At 43.3% G+C, this 17,494-nt stretch carries 15 protein-coding genes; 10 read left to right on the forward strand and 5 right to left on the reverse strand.

Annotation, left to right across the window (positions count from 1 at the left end):
• The first annotated feature begins 47 nt into the window (after nucleotides 1-47).
• The 3 genes from ACFFGT_RS22180 to ACFFGT_RS22190 all read left to right on the forward strand — a co-directional run bounded on the left by ACFFGT_RS22180 (nucleotide 48) and on the right by ACFFGT_RS22190 (nucleotide 3,383).
• Nucleotides 48-1,406 (forward strand): sigma-54-dependent transcriptional regulator, encoded by a 1,359-nt coding sequence (locus ACFFGT_RS22180; protein ID WP_377024702.1) that lies wholly within the window; start codon nucleotides 48-50, stop codon nucleotides 1,404-1,406.
• Nucleotides 1,396-2,742: a sensor histidine kinase gene (locus tag ACFFGT_RS22185; RefSeq protein ID WP_377024703.1), complete on the forward strand. Its 1,347-nt coding sequence runs from the start codon at nucleotides 1,396-1,398 to the stop codon at nucleotides 2,740-2,742. Before ACFFGT_RS22180 ends, ACFFGT_RS22185 begins: the two co-directional genes overlap by 11 nt.
• A 110-nt stretch (nucleotides 2,743-2,852) precedes the next feature.
• Entirely contained in the window at nucleotides 2,853-3,383 is a 531-nt protein-coding gene (locus tag ACFFGT_RS22190; RefSeq protein ID WP_377024704.1) for an NADPH-dependent FMN reductase, read from the forward strand.
• Between the two features lie 128 nt (nucleotides 3,384-3,511).
• Here the strand turns inward: ACFFGT_RS22190 and ACFFGT_RS22195 are convergent, their stop codons facing one another.
• Nucleotides 3,512-4,171 (reverse strand): YceH family protein, encoded by a 660-nt coding sequence (locus tag ACFFGT_RS22195; protein ID WP_377024705.1) that lies wholly within the window; start codon nucleotides 4,169-4,171, stop codon nucleotides 3,512-3,514.
• A 110-nt stretch (nucleotides 4,172-4,281) separates the two neighbouring features.
• Between ACFFGT_RS22195 and ACFFGT_RS22200 the strand changes: the two genes are divergently transcribed.
• Nucleotides 4,282-5,091 (forward strand): MBL fold metallo-hydrolase, encoded by an 810-nt coding sequence (locus tag ACFFGT_RS22200; protein WP_377024706.1) that lies wholly within the window; start codon nucleotides 4,282-4,284, stop codon nucleotides 5,089-5,091.
• Here ACFFGT_RS22200 and ACFFGT_RS22205 read toward each other — a convergent pair whose 3' ends face one another.
• Both ACFFGT_RS22205 and ACFFGT_RS22210 read right to left on the reverse strand, forming a co-directional pair.
• On the reverse strand, nucleotides 5,092-5,874 hold the full coding sequence (locus ACFFGT_RS22205) for a M90 family metallopeptidase (protein ID WP_377024707.1): 783 nt from the start codon (nucleotides 5,872-5,874) through the stop codon (nucleotides 5,092-5,094). It lies immediately after the preceding gene.
• 33 nt (nucleotides 5,875-5,907) lie between these two features.
• A complete protein-coding gene (locus ACFFGT_RS22210) occupies nucleotides 5,908-6,615 on the reverse strand; it encodes a DUF92 domain-containing protein (RefSeq protein WP_377024708.1) in 708 nt (235 codons plus the stop codon).
• A gap of 60 nt (nucleotides 6,616-6,675) precedes the next feature.
• Here ACFFGT_RS22210 and ACFFGT_RS22215 point away from each other — a divergent pair, with 60 nt between their 5' ends.
• The 5 genes from ACFFGT_RS22215 to ACFFGT_RS22235 all read left to right on the forward strand — a co-directional run bounded on the left by ACFFGT_RS22215 (nucleotide 6,676) and on the right by ACFFGT_RS22235 (nucleotide 11,364).
• On the forward strand, nucleotides 6,676-7,365 hold the full coding sequence (locus ACFFGT_RS22215; protein WP_377024709.1) for a class I SAM-dependent methyltransferase: 690 nt from the start codon (nucleotides 6,676-6,678) through the stop codon (nucleotides 7,363-7,365).
• Between the two features lie 75 nt (nucleotides 7,366-7,440).
• Nucleotides 7,441-8,295, forward strand: a complete 855-nt coding sequence (locus tag ACFFGT_RS22220; RefSeq protein ID WP_377024710.1) for a pirin family protein — start codon at nucleotides 7,441-7,443, stop codon at nucleotides 8,293-8,295.
• Nucleotides 8,296-8,390: 95 nt separating this feature from the next.
• Complete coding sequence (locus ACFFGT_RS22225) at nucleotides 8,391-9,365, forward strand: YeiH family protein (protein WP_377024711.1); 975 nt, start codon at nucleotides 8,391-8,393, stop codon at nucleotides 9,363-9,365.
• A gap of 102 nt (nucleotides 9,366-9,467) precedes the next feature.
• Nucleotides 9,468-10,397: an AraC family transcriptional regulator gene (locus ACFFGT_RS22230; RefSeq protein ID WP_377024712.1), complete on the forward strand. Its 930-nt coding sequence runs from the start codon at nucleotides 9,468-9,470 to the stop codon at nucleotides 10,395-10,397.
• 112 nt (nucleotides 10,398-10,509) lie between these two features.
• Complete coding sequence (locus ACFFGT_RS22235; RefSeq protein WP_377024713.1) at nucleotides 10,510-11,364, forward strand: oxidoreductase; 855 nt, start codon at nucleotides 10,510-10,512, stop codon at nucleotides 11,362-11,364.
• Between the two features lie 77 nt (nucleotides 11,365-11,441).
• Here ACFFGT_RS22235 and ACFFGT_RS22240 read toward each other — a convergent pair whose 3' ends face one another.
• Nucleotides 11,442-13,034 (reverse strand): SusD/RagB family nutrient-binding outer membrane lipoprotein, encoded by a 1,593-nt coding sequence (locus ACFFGT_RS22240; protein ID WP_377024714.1) that lies wholly within the window; start codon nucleotides 13,032-13,034, stop codon nucleotides 11,442-11,444.
• A 25-nt stretch (nucleotides 13,035-13,059) separates the two neighbouring features.
• On the reverse strand, nucleotides 13,060-16,116 hold the full coding sequence (locus tag ACFFGT_RS22245) for a SusC/RagA family TonB-linked outer membrane protein (RefSeq protein WP_377024715.1): 3,057 nt from the start codon (nucleotides 16,114-16,116) through the stop codon (nucleotides 13,060-13,062).
• Between the two features lie 453 nt (nucleotides 16,117-16,569).
• On the opposite strand from ACFFGT_RS22245, the gene ACFFGT_RS22250 reads away from it, so the two are divergent.
• Nucleotides 16,570-17,343, forward strand: a complete 774-nt coding sequence (locus ACFFGT_RS22250; protein ID WP_377024716.1) for a ThuA domain-containing protein — start codon at nucleotides 16,570-16,572, stop codon at nucleotides 17,341-17,343.
• Nucleotides 17,344-17,494: the final 151 nt, after the last annotated feature.

Below are 17,494 nucleotides of genomic sequence, written 5' to 3' on the forward strand. Positions count from 1 at the left end.
TTTTGAGGGCCATGAACAATCATCTATGAACTATTAACTAAAAATAAATGATACTTAAAAAAGCCACCGTTTTAATTGTTGATGACGATCCGGACGTACTTACCGCGGTTAAACTTTTGTTGAAACCAGAAGCCCGGGAGATCATCACCGAAAAGAACCCCGAAAACCTGAACTGGCTATTGCAACGCAATGAGGTTGACCTGATTTTGCTTGATATGAACTTTAACAGCGCCATTAACACCGGCAATGAAGGATTATATTGGTTACGTAAAGTAAAAGAATGGAAGCCCGATGTTTGCGTAATTATGATAACGGCCTATGGCGATATCGACCTTGCTGTACGTTCGCTTAAAGAAGGCGCTAACGACTTTGTGGTAAAACCATGGCATAACGAAAAACTTATAAACACCATAAAAGACCTGCTTGATAAAAAGGAAGGCGGAGCAAAAACCACCAAAACGCCGGTTAAGAGCACAGCAGGTGATACCTCGATACTTGGCGAGTCGGACGTGATGCAGGATATTTTTTATAAGGTGAACAAAATAGCCCCTACCGATGCCAATATCCTGATCCTTGGAGAAAACGGTACCGGTAAAGACCTGATGGCGAAAGCTATTCACGAACGTTCGCTCCGTGCCGATAAACCTTTTATCAAGGTGGACGTTGGCGCTTTAACAGATACCTTATTTGAAAGCGAGCTCTTCGGCCATAAAAAGGGGGCTTTTACCGATGCCCGTGAAGACCGTATGGGCCGTTTTGAAGAAGCACAGGGAGGTACTTTATTTTTGGATGAGATTGGCAACATCAGCCTGCAGCAACAGGCCAAGCTCCTTACTATTTTACAAAACCGCCAGGTAACCCGCCTGGGCACCAACAAAGCTGTTGATGTAGATATCAGGCTGATTTGTGCTACCAACGTAGCTTTGAGCGAGTTGGCTAACGAAAACAAGTTCCGTAAAGATTTGATCTACCGTATTAATACCGTTGAGATCAATATGCCGGCGCTGCGCCGCCGTAACGAAGATATTGTGATATTGGCCCGCCATTTTGCAAAACTGTACGCAAGTAAATACCTTAAACCGTCAATGGATTTTGACGCAGCGGCTATTAATAAGCTCAAATCGTACAATTTCCCCGGCAACGTGCGTGAATTGCAGTATACCATTGAACGTGCCGTGATCATGGCCGACGATAGCTTACTGAGGCCCGACGACCTGATATTTTCGATCCTGGAAACTTCAACAGAAAGCGTGGTTGATGCCGATAATATACCATTAAGCGCCCTGGAGAAAAATGCCATACTAAGAGTTATTGAAAAGCACAACGGCAATATTACCCGTGCGGCCAAAGAGCTTGGCCTTACCCGCACTGCCCTATACCGAAGATTAAGCAAATATGATATTTAACCGTTACGAATGGCGGCTGTTGCTGCGTGTATTTTTATTGCTGCTTGTACTTACCGTTACGGCCTTTGTTATTGTAAGCCTTGGTCAGCTTTTGTATCTGGTGATCCTGCTGCCGCTGGTTGCTTACTCGGTGGTTGATATGATCCGTTTTCAGAAAAAAGCGCAGGACGAAGTGAACCAGTTTGTTGAGTCGATCCATTACCGTGATTTTTCCCGTCATTTTGATGTACGCAAAGCACCCAATGAGCTTAAGCCCCTGCGTAAAGGTTTTAATGATATCAATACCACATTTAAACTCATCAGCCGCGAACGAGAAACACAATATCATTACCTGCAAAAGATCCTTGAACTGGTTGACACCGGTATTTTATCGTACGAAGAAGAAACCGGCGAAACCGGCTGGATCAATGAAGCTTTTAAAACTATCATAGGCGTACCTTACCTGAAAACAGTTCACTCGCTCGAAAAACGTGAACCGTTATTGTATGCTGAACTTATCAAACTTAAACCCGGCGATAGTAAGATCATTACTGTTACCCGTAATCAGCAACAGGTTAAAATACTGGTAAATGCCAGCCTGATGCGCAGCGATGATAAATTATACAAGCTCATCGCTTTCCAAAACGTGAATGAGGCTTTGGACGAAACGGAATCAAAAGCCTGGTCAAAACTGCTTAATGTAATGACGCACGAGATCATGAACTCCGTAGCCCCTATTTCTTCGCTGGCCGATACACTCAAAAACCGGCTGCAAAGCCCTGACATTGCCGACAGCCTGCCCCATGGCGACCTGGAGGATATTGAGCTTGGCATTGATACTATCAAGAGGCGAAGCGAAGGGCTGCTCAAGTTTACCGAAAGTTACCGCAGCCTCAACAAGATCACTAAACTCGATCTGAACAAGATCATGGTGCGTAACATATTTGAAAACCTGAACAGTTTAATGACCCCTACACTGGAGAAAAAGAAGATCGAACTGGAAATCATCCTTCGCGACCCAACGCTTTCTATTGAGGCAGATATCAACCTGATTGAACAGGTAATGATCAACCTGCTGGTTAACGCCATTGAAGCTGTAAAAGACCGCGAAGAGCCGCGCATCACCCTCACAGCTGAAATCCAGGGAGGCAAAACTTTTGTAAAAGTTATTGATAATGGCTTAGGCATGCCACCCGAACTGCTGGACAAAATCTTTATACCTTTCTTCAGTACCCGCAAAACCGGCAGCGGCATTGGCTTAAGCCTGTGTAAACAGATCATGTTGTTGCATAAGGGCAATATCCAGGTTCAGTCAACCGAGGGTAAAGGATCGGCGTTTGTATTGTCGTTCGTATAGCTCGCGCCCCAGCCCCCTGAAGGGGGAGTTTTTGATTTGCATTTTATGACTTTGTGGAAACTTACGAAGTTTTGGAAACTTCGTAAGTTTGGTTTAGCAACATCTATTTCATGAATTACAAAGGCAGCATTTTTGCTATTTCCGGTAGCTTAAGATCAGGTTCGTCAAACCATAACATTCTGAGATTTTTAAACAAATTGGTTCCTGCAGATATCAGTTATTATATATACGACAGACTCGCTGAGATCCCGCCTTTTGATCCGGGAATGGATCATGAACACCCACCAGAAGCCGTAGTGGAATTACGAAACTTTATGAAAAACGCATCCGGCATCGTGATCTGCACACCTGAATATGCTTTCGGGGTTCCCGGTCAGCTCAAAAACATGTTAGATTGGATGGTTTCGAGCAGTTCATTAGTTGATAAGCCGGTAGCTTTAATTACTGCGTCATCAGTTGGCAGTCATGCACATGCGGCTTTGTTGCTAACGCTGGGTGCACTTTCTGCAAAAATGATAGATGGTGCGACGCTGCTTATCCCCTTTATAAAGAGTAAAATTGATACTGATGGGAATTTTACAGATGAGGAAACGGAAAAGGCTTTGCGCGAGGTGATGAAGGTATTTTTAAAGGCAATATGATGATAATGCTCTCCACCGTCATTGCGAGGCACGAAGCAATCGCGAACTATACAAAGCGGCTCTGTAAGTCGGGGATTGCTTCGTGCCTCGCAATGACGAGATGTATAATTTTATATCGAGTAGTATTATTACTCCACTCCTAATTCCTTCATCAACCTCCCTACCATTTCTTTCAATGCAGCAATTTCCTGCTCAGCTTTGGCTAAACGGGCCTCCAGTGCCGATGAAGATGAGCGGCCAACCGGTTCACCTGCAAAATCATCATCATTAAATTCGGGTGTACCACCTAATAAATGGGCGTAGCGTACCTCCTTTTGGCCGGGCCGTTTCGGTAATTGTACTATATAAGGCGTTTCACCTCCGGCCAGTTTATCCAGGATCTCCTGTACCTCTTCTATCGATTCAAACTCGTACATGCGTCCGCTGTTGGTATTCAACTCACCGGGTGTTTGAGGGCCGCGAAGGATCAGCAAGCAAATCAGTGCTACTTCTGACGGGATTACCGGGAAAACGATGGCAAAATTGTGTTTATATTTAATATTACGGATAGATCCCCCGGTAGCGGTAGACATCAGCCCGCGTCTTTTCAGGGAGTTTAAAGCGGTGATAACCGTGTCATCATCATAATTAACAACCGGCTTGCGCGATGTTTTCTGATTACAGGCAGCCACCAGTCCGTTAAGGGTCATGGGGTAATAATCGGGCGTGGTTTTGGCTTTTTCCATTAAAGTACCAAGTACACGTAGTTCTTCTGCATCAAGTACGGGTAAAGTTTGAGGTGAATCCATGGCTAAATATAAGCAGGTTTTTATAGCGTCAAAAAAAATTGCTAATTTTCTGAATGCTAAAACCATTAGGATTAAAATAATAACACCAAAATAGTTTACTTTGCATTTCAATGTCTTTATTCATTACATCATTAAATTCGGGAAGTAACGGCAATTGCTATTACGTGGGGAACGATCAGGAGGCTATATTGGTTGATGTAGGTATTTCATGCCGCGAAACTGAAAAACGCATGGCCCGGCTGGGTTTATCCATGCAAAAGGTTAAAGCCATTTTTGTATCGCATGAACATTCAGATCATATCCGCGGTATCCCTGTATTGGCTAAAAAATACCAGCTGCCGGTTTATATTACCCCCGGAACGCTGATGCACCTTAGCGGTGTTGATCATTTTAAAGTTCATCACCTTAGTGCGTTTCAAACTGTTAGTATAGGCAACCTGGAAGTAACCTCTTTCCCTAAAATGCATGATGCATCCGAGCCACACAGCTTTATTGTAAGCTGTAATGATGTTAAGGTTGGCGTGTTTACCGATCTGGGGATAGTGTGCGATCAGCTGATCCGCTATTTTAGCCAGTGTCACGCTGCTTTTTTAGAAGCCAATTATGATGATGATATGCTGGATAAAGGCGGCTATCCTTATTATTTAAAACAACGGATCCGTGGTGGTAAAGGCCATTTATCAAATAAGCAGGCGCTGGGTTTATTCATGACACACCGCCCGCCGCATATGACCCACTTGCTGCTTTCGCATCTTTCCAAAAACAATAACGATCCCAAACTGGTAGAAGAACTGTTCACCAATTGTGCTGATGGTATTAATATTATTGTAGCTTCCAGACACCAGGAAACCCCGGTTTATTATATCAGCAGCACAGTTGTTCAGGCCGAGCCTCTGGGGCAGCTTGGCTTAAGTTTTTAATCAGGCAATATCGTTATCAGCCAAATCCTGCGAAAACATATTACTCAGCATTTCATAAAGCTCAGGATGTTTGTGCTTTAACTCGTCAGGCTTTTGAAAAAAGTATTCGGCCACAACAGCTAAAAATTCCGCCTCATTAGTAGTAGCATAGGGATTAATATCAGAACGTCCGGCTTCAATTTTGTGGATCTCCTGGTGGATCATTTTTAACCAGGGCAATACGTATTCATGCGCAAGCAGATTTTCAGGCACCCCATCCGTAGCACCATCAGATTTATCAAGCAGGTGTACAAATTCATGAATGGCAGTGTTCTCCTTCCCTGCCGATTTGCTGAAACCTTTTGTTAAAGCGGCTCTCGACAGGATCATTTGCCCGTTCATATACCCCGAGCCTACCATTCCTAAAATGCTCCTGTTTTCACCCTCAAACTGAAACTCACTATCGAAAGTATCCGGGTAAAGGATCACATTGGTCAGGTTACGATATTTCCAATCGGCAAAGCCAAATATCGGGATCACTGCGCTTGCTGCAATCATTATTTTATCGGCATCACTTACTGCTGTACCAACGCCTTCAATGGTTATACCAGCTAAAAACCCGGCAACCTTTTGTTCAAACAGCATTTTTTGATCAGTTTCCAGGTGCTGATAATAAGGGATATGTTGCGCCAAAAGCGATTTGTAATTTAACATGGTTGCAGGCTTTTCATTTACCATTTTCTTTTTATTGAGGAAAAAGAATACAACCAGCGCAACAACGATTAAAATAAGGATAGGAACCATTTTATTTACAGATAGGTAAAGCCGTAAAGCTAATTATAAAATAAAGTAAAACAACAGCATAAACAACGCCGCTATCAGTGTGTTTAAAAAGTTTACTGCATTGTTTTTTATCAGGCCTTTTCTTTCTAACACGGCACCTAAAACCGAATCGGCCAAATTGCCGAGTGTTCCGGCAACAACTATCCAGATCAGGTCTGCCGTCCAGCCCAGGCCTATGGTATAAACGGCGGTTATAATAACAGATCCGCATAAGCCTATCAAAGTCCCCTCGGTACTGATCACCCCATCGAGCCCGCGTGTGTCCGGCTTCAGGGTTATGATATTGAAGAAACGTTTACCATAAACCATTCCCAGTTCTGATGAAAGGGTATCGGCCGTGGCAGAAGCAAAGCTGGCGGCCATCATCAATCGTAAAATATATGCATCCATCGGGAATATCAGGATCAAAATCCCGCATAAGGCAGCGGTACCCGCATTAGCCAAAACTTGTGCGGCGGTTCTCCCACCCTTTTCGGCCGCATTCAGGTCCTGCTTAACCTTGCTTTGCACCGAGGTAGCTGCCGAACCTAAAATGAAAAAAGTAGTCATCATGGCTATACCGGTAAAGCCAGCCCCGGCAAACACCAAAATGGCAACCGCGGCGCCGGTTAACGCAGCTATTACAGTGAGCTTGCGGGCCCATATGCTGTATACCACACCGGCTGTCAAAATGAGCGTTAACAAAGCATAACTTAACCACATAGCTAACCAAAGGGATTTATATGCTGCTAAATTAAACTTTCAATTCATACTTTTGGGCACATGAAAGATATACTGGGCCAGGCCATACATGATCATTATCATAAATTATCCAACCATAAACTGTGGATCAATAACCAATATGGCCCTAAAGAGGAAATGCCTGTTGATATTTATTTCAGGGATGAGGATGATATGCCCGACATTGAATGGTTAGCCATGAACGAATGCCGCGGAACGGTATTGGACATTGGCGCCGGGGCAGGCAGCCACGCCTTAGTATTGCAGCAGCGCGGCTTTGATTGTACTGCGCTGGATATATCGCCACTGGCCTGCGATGTAATGAAAGTACGTGGTGTAAACAAAGTAGTTAAAGGCGATATTTTTGTGTATGACGAACAAAAGTACGACACCCTGCTCCTGCTGATGAACGGCATCGGCCTTGCCGGAACACTTGAAAACCTGAAAGTATTTTTACAGCATATTAAACTGCTGCTTAACCCCGGCGGACAGATCCTGTTTGACTCATCGGATATTGCTTATTTATATGAAGATGGTTTGCCGGAGAAAGGCTATTACGGTGAGTTGCTTTACCAATACCAATACAGCCGCCAAAAAACCGACTGGTTCCCCTGGTTATATGTTGATGAAAAAACACTGGAGCCAATTGTTAACGAAGCGGACTTTGATATGGAGGTTTTGTTAGAGGATGAGTTTAAGCAGTATTTGGTAAGATTAACACTCAGCAAGTAACACTATAGTAATTTTCTTATTAGCTGCTTATATTAAATGCAGAATAAGCTATTTTTATTCCAACAACATCACCCAATGAAAAAAGCTATCACCCATATCCTTGCCGGCCGGGAAAAGAAGATCACTGCCGAAGAAACCGTACGTCAGCCATTACCTCATAAAGATTTTCGCTTTGCGAACCCGTTTATTGTATTGCACCATATGGGGCCGGAAGTGATAGTACCGGGCCAAACTTTAAGGATCCATCCTCATCCGCACCGCGGTTTTAGTCCATATACCATTATGCTGCAGGGCGAAGGTTATCACAAGGATAATGCAGGTAATGACGAGATCATAAAAGCAGGTGGTGTACAATGGATGTTTGCCGGTAAAGGTATCATGCACAGTGAAGGCCCCACACCCGAAATGCTGCAACAAGGCGGCGTTCAGGAGCTCATCCAGCTTTGGATCAACGCACCTAAAAATAAAAAATGGGACAAGCCTTTTTATCAATCGGCCAATGCCGGTCAATTACCCAAAGTACTTACAGGCGAAGGCCTTGACTTTAGTTTAGCCAGCGGTGACTATGAGGGTAAAACCGGGCCTATCCAAAACTTTACCCCGGTTATATCTATCGTTGGCAAAATAGCAGCAGGAAAAGAAGCAAATTTCAAAGCCACACCCGGCTACTGGACATTACTTTATATTATAAAAGGCAGTGTTAATGTGAACGGGGAAACCATCGGTCAATATAACCTTGTTGTGTTTGAAAAAGACAATGAGGATGTTTCAATATTGGCTACCGAGGACGCACAGGTATTATTCCTCTCTGCCGAGCCAATCGACGAGCCGGTATCGGCCAAAGATAACTTTGTAATGAATACCCCAGAGGAAATTGAACAAGCCCTTGCCGATTACCAAAACGGGGTGTTCGGTGAATTAAGCTATTGAAATTCATAATAACTTTTGGTTATCACAGATTGCCTTTTATGATAAAAATCCGGCGGTAATTTCATACACCTTTGTATCATTAAAACAAAGGAAATATGAATACCCCACATCAATTAAACAATACCGGCGGCCTGTTATTAAACATTAATGAAAATGCCCGCAAAGTTATATTTGCCGTTTGCATAGTGCTATGTTTAATGCCTTTTATGAGCCCTGCAGTGGCGTTATTATTAGGCTTAGTAGTAGCACAATGTTCAGGTCACCCCTATCTGCACCTTAATCATAAGGCTACACATATTTTATTACAGGTTTCGGTAGTTGGCTTAGGTTTCGGCATGAACGTGCATAGCGCATTACAGGCCGGGAAAGAAGGCATCCTGTTTACCATCGCATCTATAACCGGAACATTGTTATTCGGCACCCTGATGGGCAGGTGGTTAAATATCGAGAAAAAGACATCTTTTTTGATCTCATCAGGTACAGCTATTTGCGGCGGAAGCGCTATTGCCGCGATATCGCCGGTTATTAAAGCCGAAGAAAAGCAAATCTCGGTTGCATTGGGCTGTGTGTTTATCCTCAACTCAATAGCCCTGTTTATTTTTCCGTTGATAGGCCATTACCTCAACTTATCACAAACCCAGTTTGGCTTATGGTGTGCCATAGCTATACATGATACCAGTTCGGTAGTTGGGGCAGCAAGCAAATATGGCGCCCACGCGTTGGAAGTGGCAACAACTGTGAAACTGGCAAGGGCTTTATGGATCATCCCGGTAGCATTCCTGTCTACCTTTTTATTCAAGAACCAGTCGAAAAAAGTAAGCATCCCTTATTTTATCGGGTTGTTCATACTGGCAATGATAGCTAATACCTACATACCTATGGTAAGGTTAATGAGCCCATATGTAATTAGCATAGCCAAGGCGGGTTTAACGCTTACCTTGTTTTTAATAGGTGCAGGCCTGTCACGCAAGGTACTGGCATCTGTTGGGTTAAAACCGCTTTTGCAGGGAGTAGCCCTTTGGGTTGCCATATCCGGTGCTGCGCTTTATGCGGTTATGCATCTGGCATAATCATAAGGTCATTTAATGTTACTGTCATTAAATACTTCTATGCTATTCCTGTTGATCTCAAAAATTGATTTACTACTTATATTTGTATTAAACATCCTCACCATGAAACAAACCACCCTCGACGCCAAAACCATTGACACGCTCCGCGATTTGCCGGATATGATCCCCGTTATGCGCGATTTTTATGAGGACTGGACAATCAAGGTTTTTGACCGTAAACATCATGAGTGCCGCAACTATCTGTCACCTAACAGGCGCGATTTTTATAAGGTACTGATGATAACCGAGGGTGCGGGCGTTTTTACCATGGGGCTTAATACTTATTACATTGAGGAGCCTACCATTCTTTTCATCCATCCCAATGATATCATATCCTGGAAAAATCTTTCAGATAAATCGGGCGGATATTATGTGCTTTTTAAAAGGGTTTTCATCAATGATCATCCCCAGTTAAAAACTACAATTGACAAATACGGCCTGTTCAATGAAAAGGAAAAAAGCGTTATCCGCTTAAAAAATTCTGATCTGCCCATACTTAACAGCCTGTTTGAACGGATGGCACATGAGGACTTATCGAATAATCAGTTAAAAGATGACGCACTGCAGGCTTACCTTCAATTGTTAATGGTTGAGAGCATGAGGGTGGCCCAATTCCCCAAGCCTGACAATGTATCTGACGAATACCATTATATCCACCAGTTTTTTCATTTATTGGAGAAGGAAACCTCGGGCATTAATTATACATCGCCCATAAAAATAAAAACCGCCAAGGAGTTTGCGGCTAATCTTTCGGTACACCCAAACCACTTAAACGCGGTATTGAAGAAATATACCGGGCAAAATGTAAGTACCCACATCCGCAACCGCCTGCTTGAAGAAACCAAGGCCCTGTTAGTACAAACCGATTGGACACTACAGGATATTGGTTACAGCATCGGGTTTGCCGAACAGCCAAACTTTAGCCTGTTTTTTAAGAAAAATACAGGAATCACCCCGGCCGAATTCAGGAGATCGTACCAGGCCACAGCATAATTCATCTGCTTCTTTGATTTTCATAATAACCGCTTTGCTTTTGCTATAAGCTCACCCTGCTTTTGTTGCCAACTTTGTAGTGTAAACAAAAACAAATTAAAAGCAACATAAAATGAAAACTCAAAAAGTATGGTTTATAACCGGGGCCTCAAGAGGTTTTGGTTTAGAAATATCAAAAGCTGTTTTAGCATCTGGCGATAAATTAGTAGCTACCGTTCGTAAAAACCCCGAAACGCTGACCGCCCAATTTGATAACAACCCTAACCTGTTTGTTGTACCATTGGATATTACCAGTGAAGAGCAGGCAAAAGAAGCAGCCGCAAAAGCGGTGGAGCATTTTGGCCGAATTGATGTTTTGGTAAATAACGCCGGCTTCGGGTTACTATCAGCAGTTGAAGAAGCTACTGCCGAAGAAGTAAAAAGGAATTACGAAACAAACGTATTTGGCTTATTGAATGTAACCCGTGCCATTTTACCTTATATGCGTAAAGAACGCACAGGCCATGTAATCAATATTTCATCAGTTGGTGGCTTAGGGGCTTATTTTGGCTGGGGCGTTTATGGCTCAACCAAGTTTGCTGTTGAAGGGCTTACCGAAGCAATGGCGCTTGAGCTTGCCCCGCTTGGCATTCATGCAACCGTTGTTGCCCCTGGTTTTTTCCGTACAAATTTCCTTGATGAAAGCTCGCTGATCCGCACCTCAAATGAAATTGCCGATTACCAGGAAACCGTGGGCAATATGCGTGCCTTTGCAACCGAAGTTAACTACAAACAGCCCGGCGATCCGGAAAAACTGGCACAGGCTTTCCTTAAACTTGCCGCTGCCGAAAAACCTCCGGTACATTTACCGCTGGGCAGTGATACCTTAAAACGTTTCCGCGAAAAAACTGCAGCCTTTGAAAAGGATATTGAAGAGTGGTACGATGTGGTTGTTGGCACCGATCATGATGATGTAAAACAGGCTTAATATTTTTGCCACATCAAAACAAAAGCGGGACACTAATCAAAGTATCCCGCTTTTTAATTAAACAATAAACTGATCTGTTATTTTACATCCCACCAAAGCTTTTTTGCAGGACTGTCAACGCCACCAAATTCTTTAGCAACTGCTGCGTCAACCTGTGCTTTTGACGAGTTGGTAAATGTAGTTGTGTATGGGAACCTTCTGATAAATGCCCCATTAGCAATTTTACCGCCACTATTATTAACTGTGATCGGGTAAAGTTTTGGATATCCTGTCCGTCTGAATTCGGCCCAGGCCTCACAGCCTTCGGGGAACATGGCTATCCATTTTTGGGTAATAATACGTTCCATCTTTTTCTCGGTGGCATCACCATCGTTCCACTTAATGGTAATATTTGATAACGGCGGCGCATTATTCTTACTGTTCTTTGGATCAATATAAGCTGCCGGGGTTGAAACAGCATCACTTAAATAAGTATCAGCACCGCTTGCCCCGAACTCCGAGAATGACGTTTTTACGCCGGTTTCATAAAAGCTCTGCGCGGTACCCGCTCCCATGTTCCATCCCCGCACAACACCTTCCGAGCGTAAAAAATAGCTTTCGGCAGCGTCCATGATCTTCATGGGCGAATTGGCCGGAACATTTAACCTGGAGAAATTACTGTAAGTATTTGCGGTAAGCTCAATACCGGTGCGGATGCCATAGATTTTGCCTCCCAGTTGCGGATCTGTAGCAGGAAGCGCCATTACCGAAAGCCGGGGATCATTATAACCGCTTAATATGGAGCTTACCGGTGCGCCCAAACGTAAATCGCCCCAAACATTGGTAATGGTATTTAGTGGATTTACGGTTAAAACGTTCATCAAAAACGAACCGTCTGCCGCTTCCAGTACACCATATTTATTGCTTACTGCCGATTCGGCCTCTTTCTTAGCAGTAGCAGCATCAACGTTTGAGATCCGCATGGCCAAACGTAACTTTAAGGTATTGGCAGTTTTTATCCATTTGGCATAATCGCCGCCAAAGGTGCTCTTATCAACCGGCGCAAAAATAATCTGATCAACATTCGGGGTTTTATCCTCAACAGCCGAAAGCAGCGTGATAGCCTGGTCAAGATCTGCAAAAAAAGCGTTGTACTCTTCCTGCACGCTATCAAAAGTAACGTTACTTGAATTACCAAACTTACTGTACGGGATAGGCCCGAAGGCATCGGCCGCCCGGCTTGCCCCAAACACTTTAACAATAAGGGCGATACCATACAAGTCGGGATATTTTTTATCCAGGCCTTTCAGTTTCCATTGCAGCCATGTGTTCAGGATATTGCTCGAAGGCGTATCCCATATGTAGTTAACCCAATCATCAACAAAGGCATAGGTTACATTATTTACGTTACCTAAAAATACAGAAGGGATACTCATATATCCACTGTAATCATCGGCGCCAAGGTTTTGCTGCAGCTGGTAAATCCAGTCGGTTTGCGATTCGATATTAGTCATCATACCGGGTAAAAGCACACTTGCTTCTTTACCGTCAATTTGAAGCGAGCTTTGTGGCAGTGCTTTCAAGTCCTGGTTAAGGCCATCCATATCCTTGCGGCACGAAGTAGCAAGTGATAACAACAGCATGGTGCTTAGTGCAACTTTTACACCTTTTTTATATCTGAGTTTTTTCATTGTTGTAATAATTAAATCGTTAACATTAAAGTGAAGCTTTAACACTAAAGCCAAATGAACGGGTAGCCGGTACACCAAATGCATCAATACCCATTGTATTGGTAGTTGTTGATATGGACTGTTCAGGATCAAATGGTGAATTTTTGTGGAAGAAGAACAGGTTGCGGCCAATAAATGCTACATTAAGATTTTTAAATGCCTTATCGTCCAGCTTAAAAGTATAGCCAAGTGTAAGCTCCCGTAAACGGATGTTTGTTGCACTGTAGGTATATTCAGGAACCGCACCATTGTCTGCACCACCTGATACCCTGCTGTAATAATCATGAGCATTAACCCTTTTACCATTTACCAATACACCACCGGCGTCACGGGCATCTGCTGATCTTTGTGAGGCGCCTTTGTAATCAAGCCAGGTTTCGGTATAGGAAAACACCTGCCCGCCAAAGCGGCTATCAACCAGGAATGATAAATTAATATTTTTAAAGCGAAAATTGTTATTGAATCCTGCCAGGAATTTAGGGTTAGGATTGCCCACATATGTTGAAGCCGCATCGGTTAAAACAGGCAGGCCCTGGTCATCAACTTTGATGCTGCCATCCGGATTTTTGATGATGGCCCGGCCATAATAATCACCAAAAGCACCATATTTACCGTCTTTAGGCTTTGTCAGGTAAGTGCCAACAAGCCTCGAATCATCAGAACTTGCAATAGTATACCTGTCAGCAGTAAACAAGGGGCTTAGCTGCCTCACCTGGTTTATGTTGCGTGAAAAATTTAACGCCGGTGTCCATTGTAAGCCGCCAAAGCGGGCGTTGTAGCCAATAGTGCCCTCAAAGCCAAAGTTGCGGATCTGGCCACCATTCAAAATAAAGTTTTGAGCACCTGAAGCTGTTGGAGCGGCAATGGTTATAATCTGATCATTAGTGTGGGCATCATAATAAGCCAGGTCGATATCCAGTTTGTCAAATAGTTTTACCTGTGCGCCAAACTCAAAGGTTTTTGTACGTTCAGGCTTTACGCTTGGATAATAATTTTTTTCCTGGTCAAAATACGGCAGGTTATTGATAGAATTGGTACCGCCGGTGGTATGGTTAATAGAATAAGGAGGATTATAATTATTCGCTCCCCTGCCCGGCGCACTACCTACGTTTGCGTAAGTTGCCCTCAATTTGGCGTAAGATAATATATCAGAAGTACCAACGGTTTTAGTTAGCACATATGATAAACCAACCGAAGGATAAAAGTATGATTTCGGCGTGGTGTATGACCATTCATTACGACCTGTTGCGTTTAAGAACACGGTTTCCTTATAACCAATGGTTGCTGTACCAAAAACTGCCTGATTAATCCCTTTGCCTTCATTTTCGTTGATATCGAACGGATGATCAAGATCATAGTTATTCAATGAAAAGTAATTTGCATATGGCATGCCGAATGAATAGCTGCTACCGGTATAGGTACTATAATCAAAGCTTCTGTCGTCACTGACACCTAAAGTAGCCTCCAATGAGATATTACTTGTAATATTTGTATTTGCCGACGCAAGGAAATCTGAATAAAGGTGCGTGCCGTAACCCTGGTTCACGTTGTAGGCGCCGTTCCTGCTGCCAAGATCACCCAAAATAATCGCATCAGTTGTAGCGTAGGCCTTAAACTCGTTGCGGTAGTTGTAGGCATCTAAAGTGGTACGGGCCTGTATGAACAACCATTTGGCAATGTCATATTTAGCTTTGAATGAGGATATGTAGCGGGATGAAAAGTTTTCTGAAAGATCGCGGTTGGCTATCCAGTATGGGTTTTGGTTTGATGAAAACTCATTTTTCATATAAGGCCAGTTTTGCACGCTAAGCTTGCGCGCCGGATCATATACCTCAAAATGATCTTTGTCATATTTTGAAAAATCATCATCTGTAGGGAACAGGTACAAGCCAAACATCGGGCTGTAATAACGACCAGCCTTAGGGGGATTTTCCTGTTTTTGATAGATATAATTTACTGAACCATCAAGTGTTAACTTATTATCGAGAAATTTGCCTGTACCACGGATAGTGAAGTTGTGTTTTAAAAGTGAGTTGTTGGGCACTATACCATTTGCTTTAGTATTAGCATATGATACGTAAAGCTGTGCTTTCTCTGTTCCGGATGAAAGCGAAATACCATTCAGGAAATTTTGGCCTGTATTGTAAAAATTCTTAATGAACGCGTTTGTAGCACCTGATGATTTACCACCCCACATATCATTTGCGCCGGGAGCCGTGCGCCCGTAACGGGTTTGGGTTACCGGCAGACCAACGGCCGTTTCAAATGATGATGATGAATTAAAATCGATCCTCGTTACCCCGGCTTTACCTTTTTTTGTGGTGATCAATAAGGCACCGTTAGCCGCTGCGCTACCATAAAGCGCAGCCGCCGAAGCACCTTTTAACACCTGGATGCTTTCTATATCATCAGGGTTAAGATTTGATAACGGGTCGATCCCCGCGCCATCGCCAAGTCCGGAGTTTACACCGCCTGCTCCCTGGCCAATAGGGATACCGTCAATTACATAAATAGGCGCACTGTTACCGCCAATTGATTTAGCACCACGAAGCTCGATCCTGGATGCGCTACCGGGGCCGCCTGTACCTTTGGTGATCACCACACCTGCTGCTTTACCTGCAAGTGAGTTAACAAAATTGGCATCTTTTACTTTTTCAAGTTCGGCGCCGCCTACGTTCTGGGTGGCATAAGTAAGCGTTTTAGTTTTTTGCTCAATACCTAAGGCGGTTACGGTAACCATTTCAAGCATTTTTGAATCATTAGCCAAAACAACATTGATTGTTGCTTTGCCTCCAACCTTAATACTTTGACTTGTAAAGCCGATGTAAGAGAACACCAGCGTAGAAGCAGCCGGCGCCTGGATCGCGAATTTTCCGTCGGTACCGGTGGTAGTACCTTTGGTTGTCCCGGCAATTTTGACATTAACCCCCGCGATGGGTAAGTTCTGCGAGTCGGTCACAGTACCTTTAACGGCTATATCCTGGGCTGATGCATACATAATGCAGCCTACCAGAAAAGCCACTAACATGTAGAGTCTTTTCATAAACAATTAATTTTTAAAGTGTGAAATGAGATGTTGTACAGACCGAACTTACAAGGAAAAATTATCGGTTATATCGGTTTTAACAACGCGTAGTGGTGATGTAGTGGCGTATTGAAATAATAATTATACCGGGCGTGTAACACAATTAAAATGTGCTAAAATTAACCGTAAACTGTAAGTTTGACGTTAGTTTCCATTTTTATTTAAGAAGCAATAAAACTTTATGTTTATTTTTAAATAGTAACACATTATGCCCATTAAATTCACCTTATCCCACTGCAGCAAAATTTAATTCCGCCATCCAGCCGCTTTGCTGCACTATTTTACCACTACTTTTTAGCGTTTTAACCATCAAATTAAAAGTTTCATCTATCATTGTGCCTATGCGGCGGTAAACATGCCGTTATGTGCCGGTTAAACCAATATTACCTGATGCCTTCCTTAATAATTAAAATGAAAAAAGTCACCTTATTAATGCTCTTTTGTTTGTTACACCTATATTATAGTATAAGTGCCTTTGGCCAGCAACCAGCCAAGCCCCGTTTTAAGGCGATAGCCATAGCCGAAAACGGCGGCGGACATGCCTTATTTGATGTTGCAGCAAAGCAATGGCTAAACAAACTGGCCATCGACAGTAATTTCACTGTTGACTATATCAGCGATACCAAACAGATCAATAAAGATTTCCTGAAACAATACCAGTTGTTTATTCAATTAGATTATCCGCCTTATCCCTGGGAAAAGGAAGCGCAGGAAGCCTTTACAGATTATATTGAGAATGCCCGCGGAGGCTGGGTTGGCTTTCATCACCCTACCCTTTTAGGCGTTTTTGACGGTTACCCCATGTGGCAATGGTACTCAGATTTTATGGGCGGGATACAATTTAAACTGCATATTCCCGGCGGCGCTGCTGCTGTGCTTCACGTAGAGGATAAGCAGCACCCGGTTATGAAAGGCCTCCTGTCAACCTTTATTACTGAGGATGAGTGGTACATTTATGATAAAAGCCCACGCACCAATGTGCATGTATTGGCCAGCATTGATGAGGCAAGCTATTTACCCAATAAGGATGTAAAAATGGGCGACCACCCCGTAATCTGGACTAACGAGCATAAGAAAGCCCGTAACGTATATATTGCCATGGGCCATTTTCCCCAGCTTTTTGATGATGTGGCTTTTACCACTTTGTTTCGTAACGCCATATTCTGGGCTGTTGCTAAACCATAAGCCATCCTGATATTAAAATTGGCCCAATACCTGTTATTTTAACACTATTTTTCTTACCACTACAACACCACTACAGCAATCCATTGCGCGTTTAAAACAAAGCAAATACAGCAAATGAGGCGTATTTTGAAACATTTAACTGTGTAGTATA

Source organism: Mucilaginibacter angelicae, from assembly GCF_042434235.1.
Classification (GTDB): Bacteria; Bacteroidota; Bacteroidia; order Sphingobacteriales; family Sphingobacteriaceae; genus Mucilaginibacter; species Mucilaginibacter angelicae.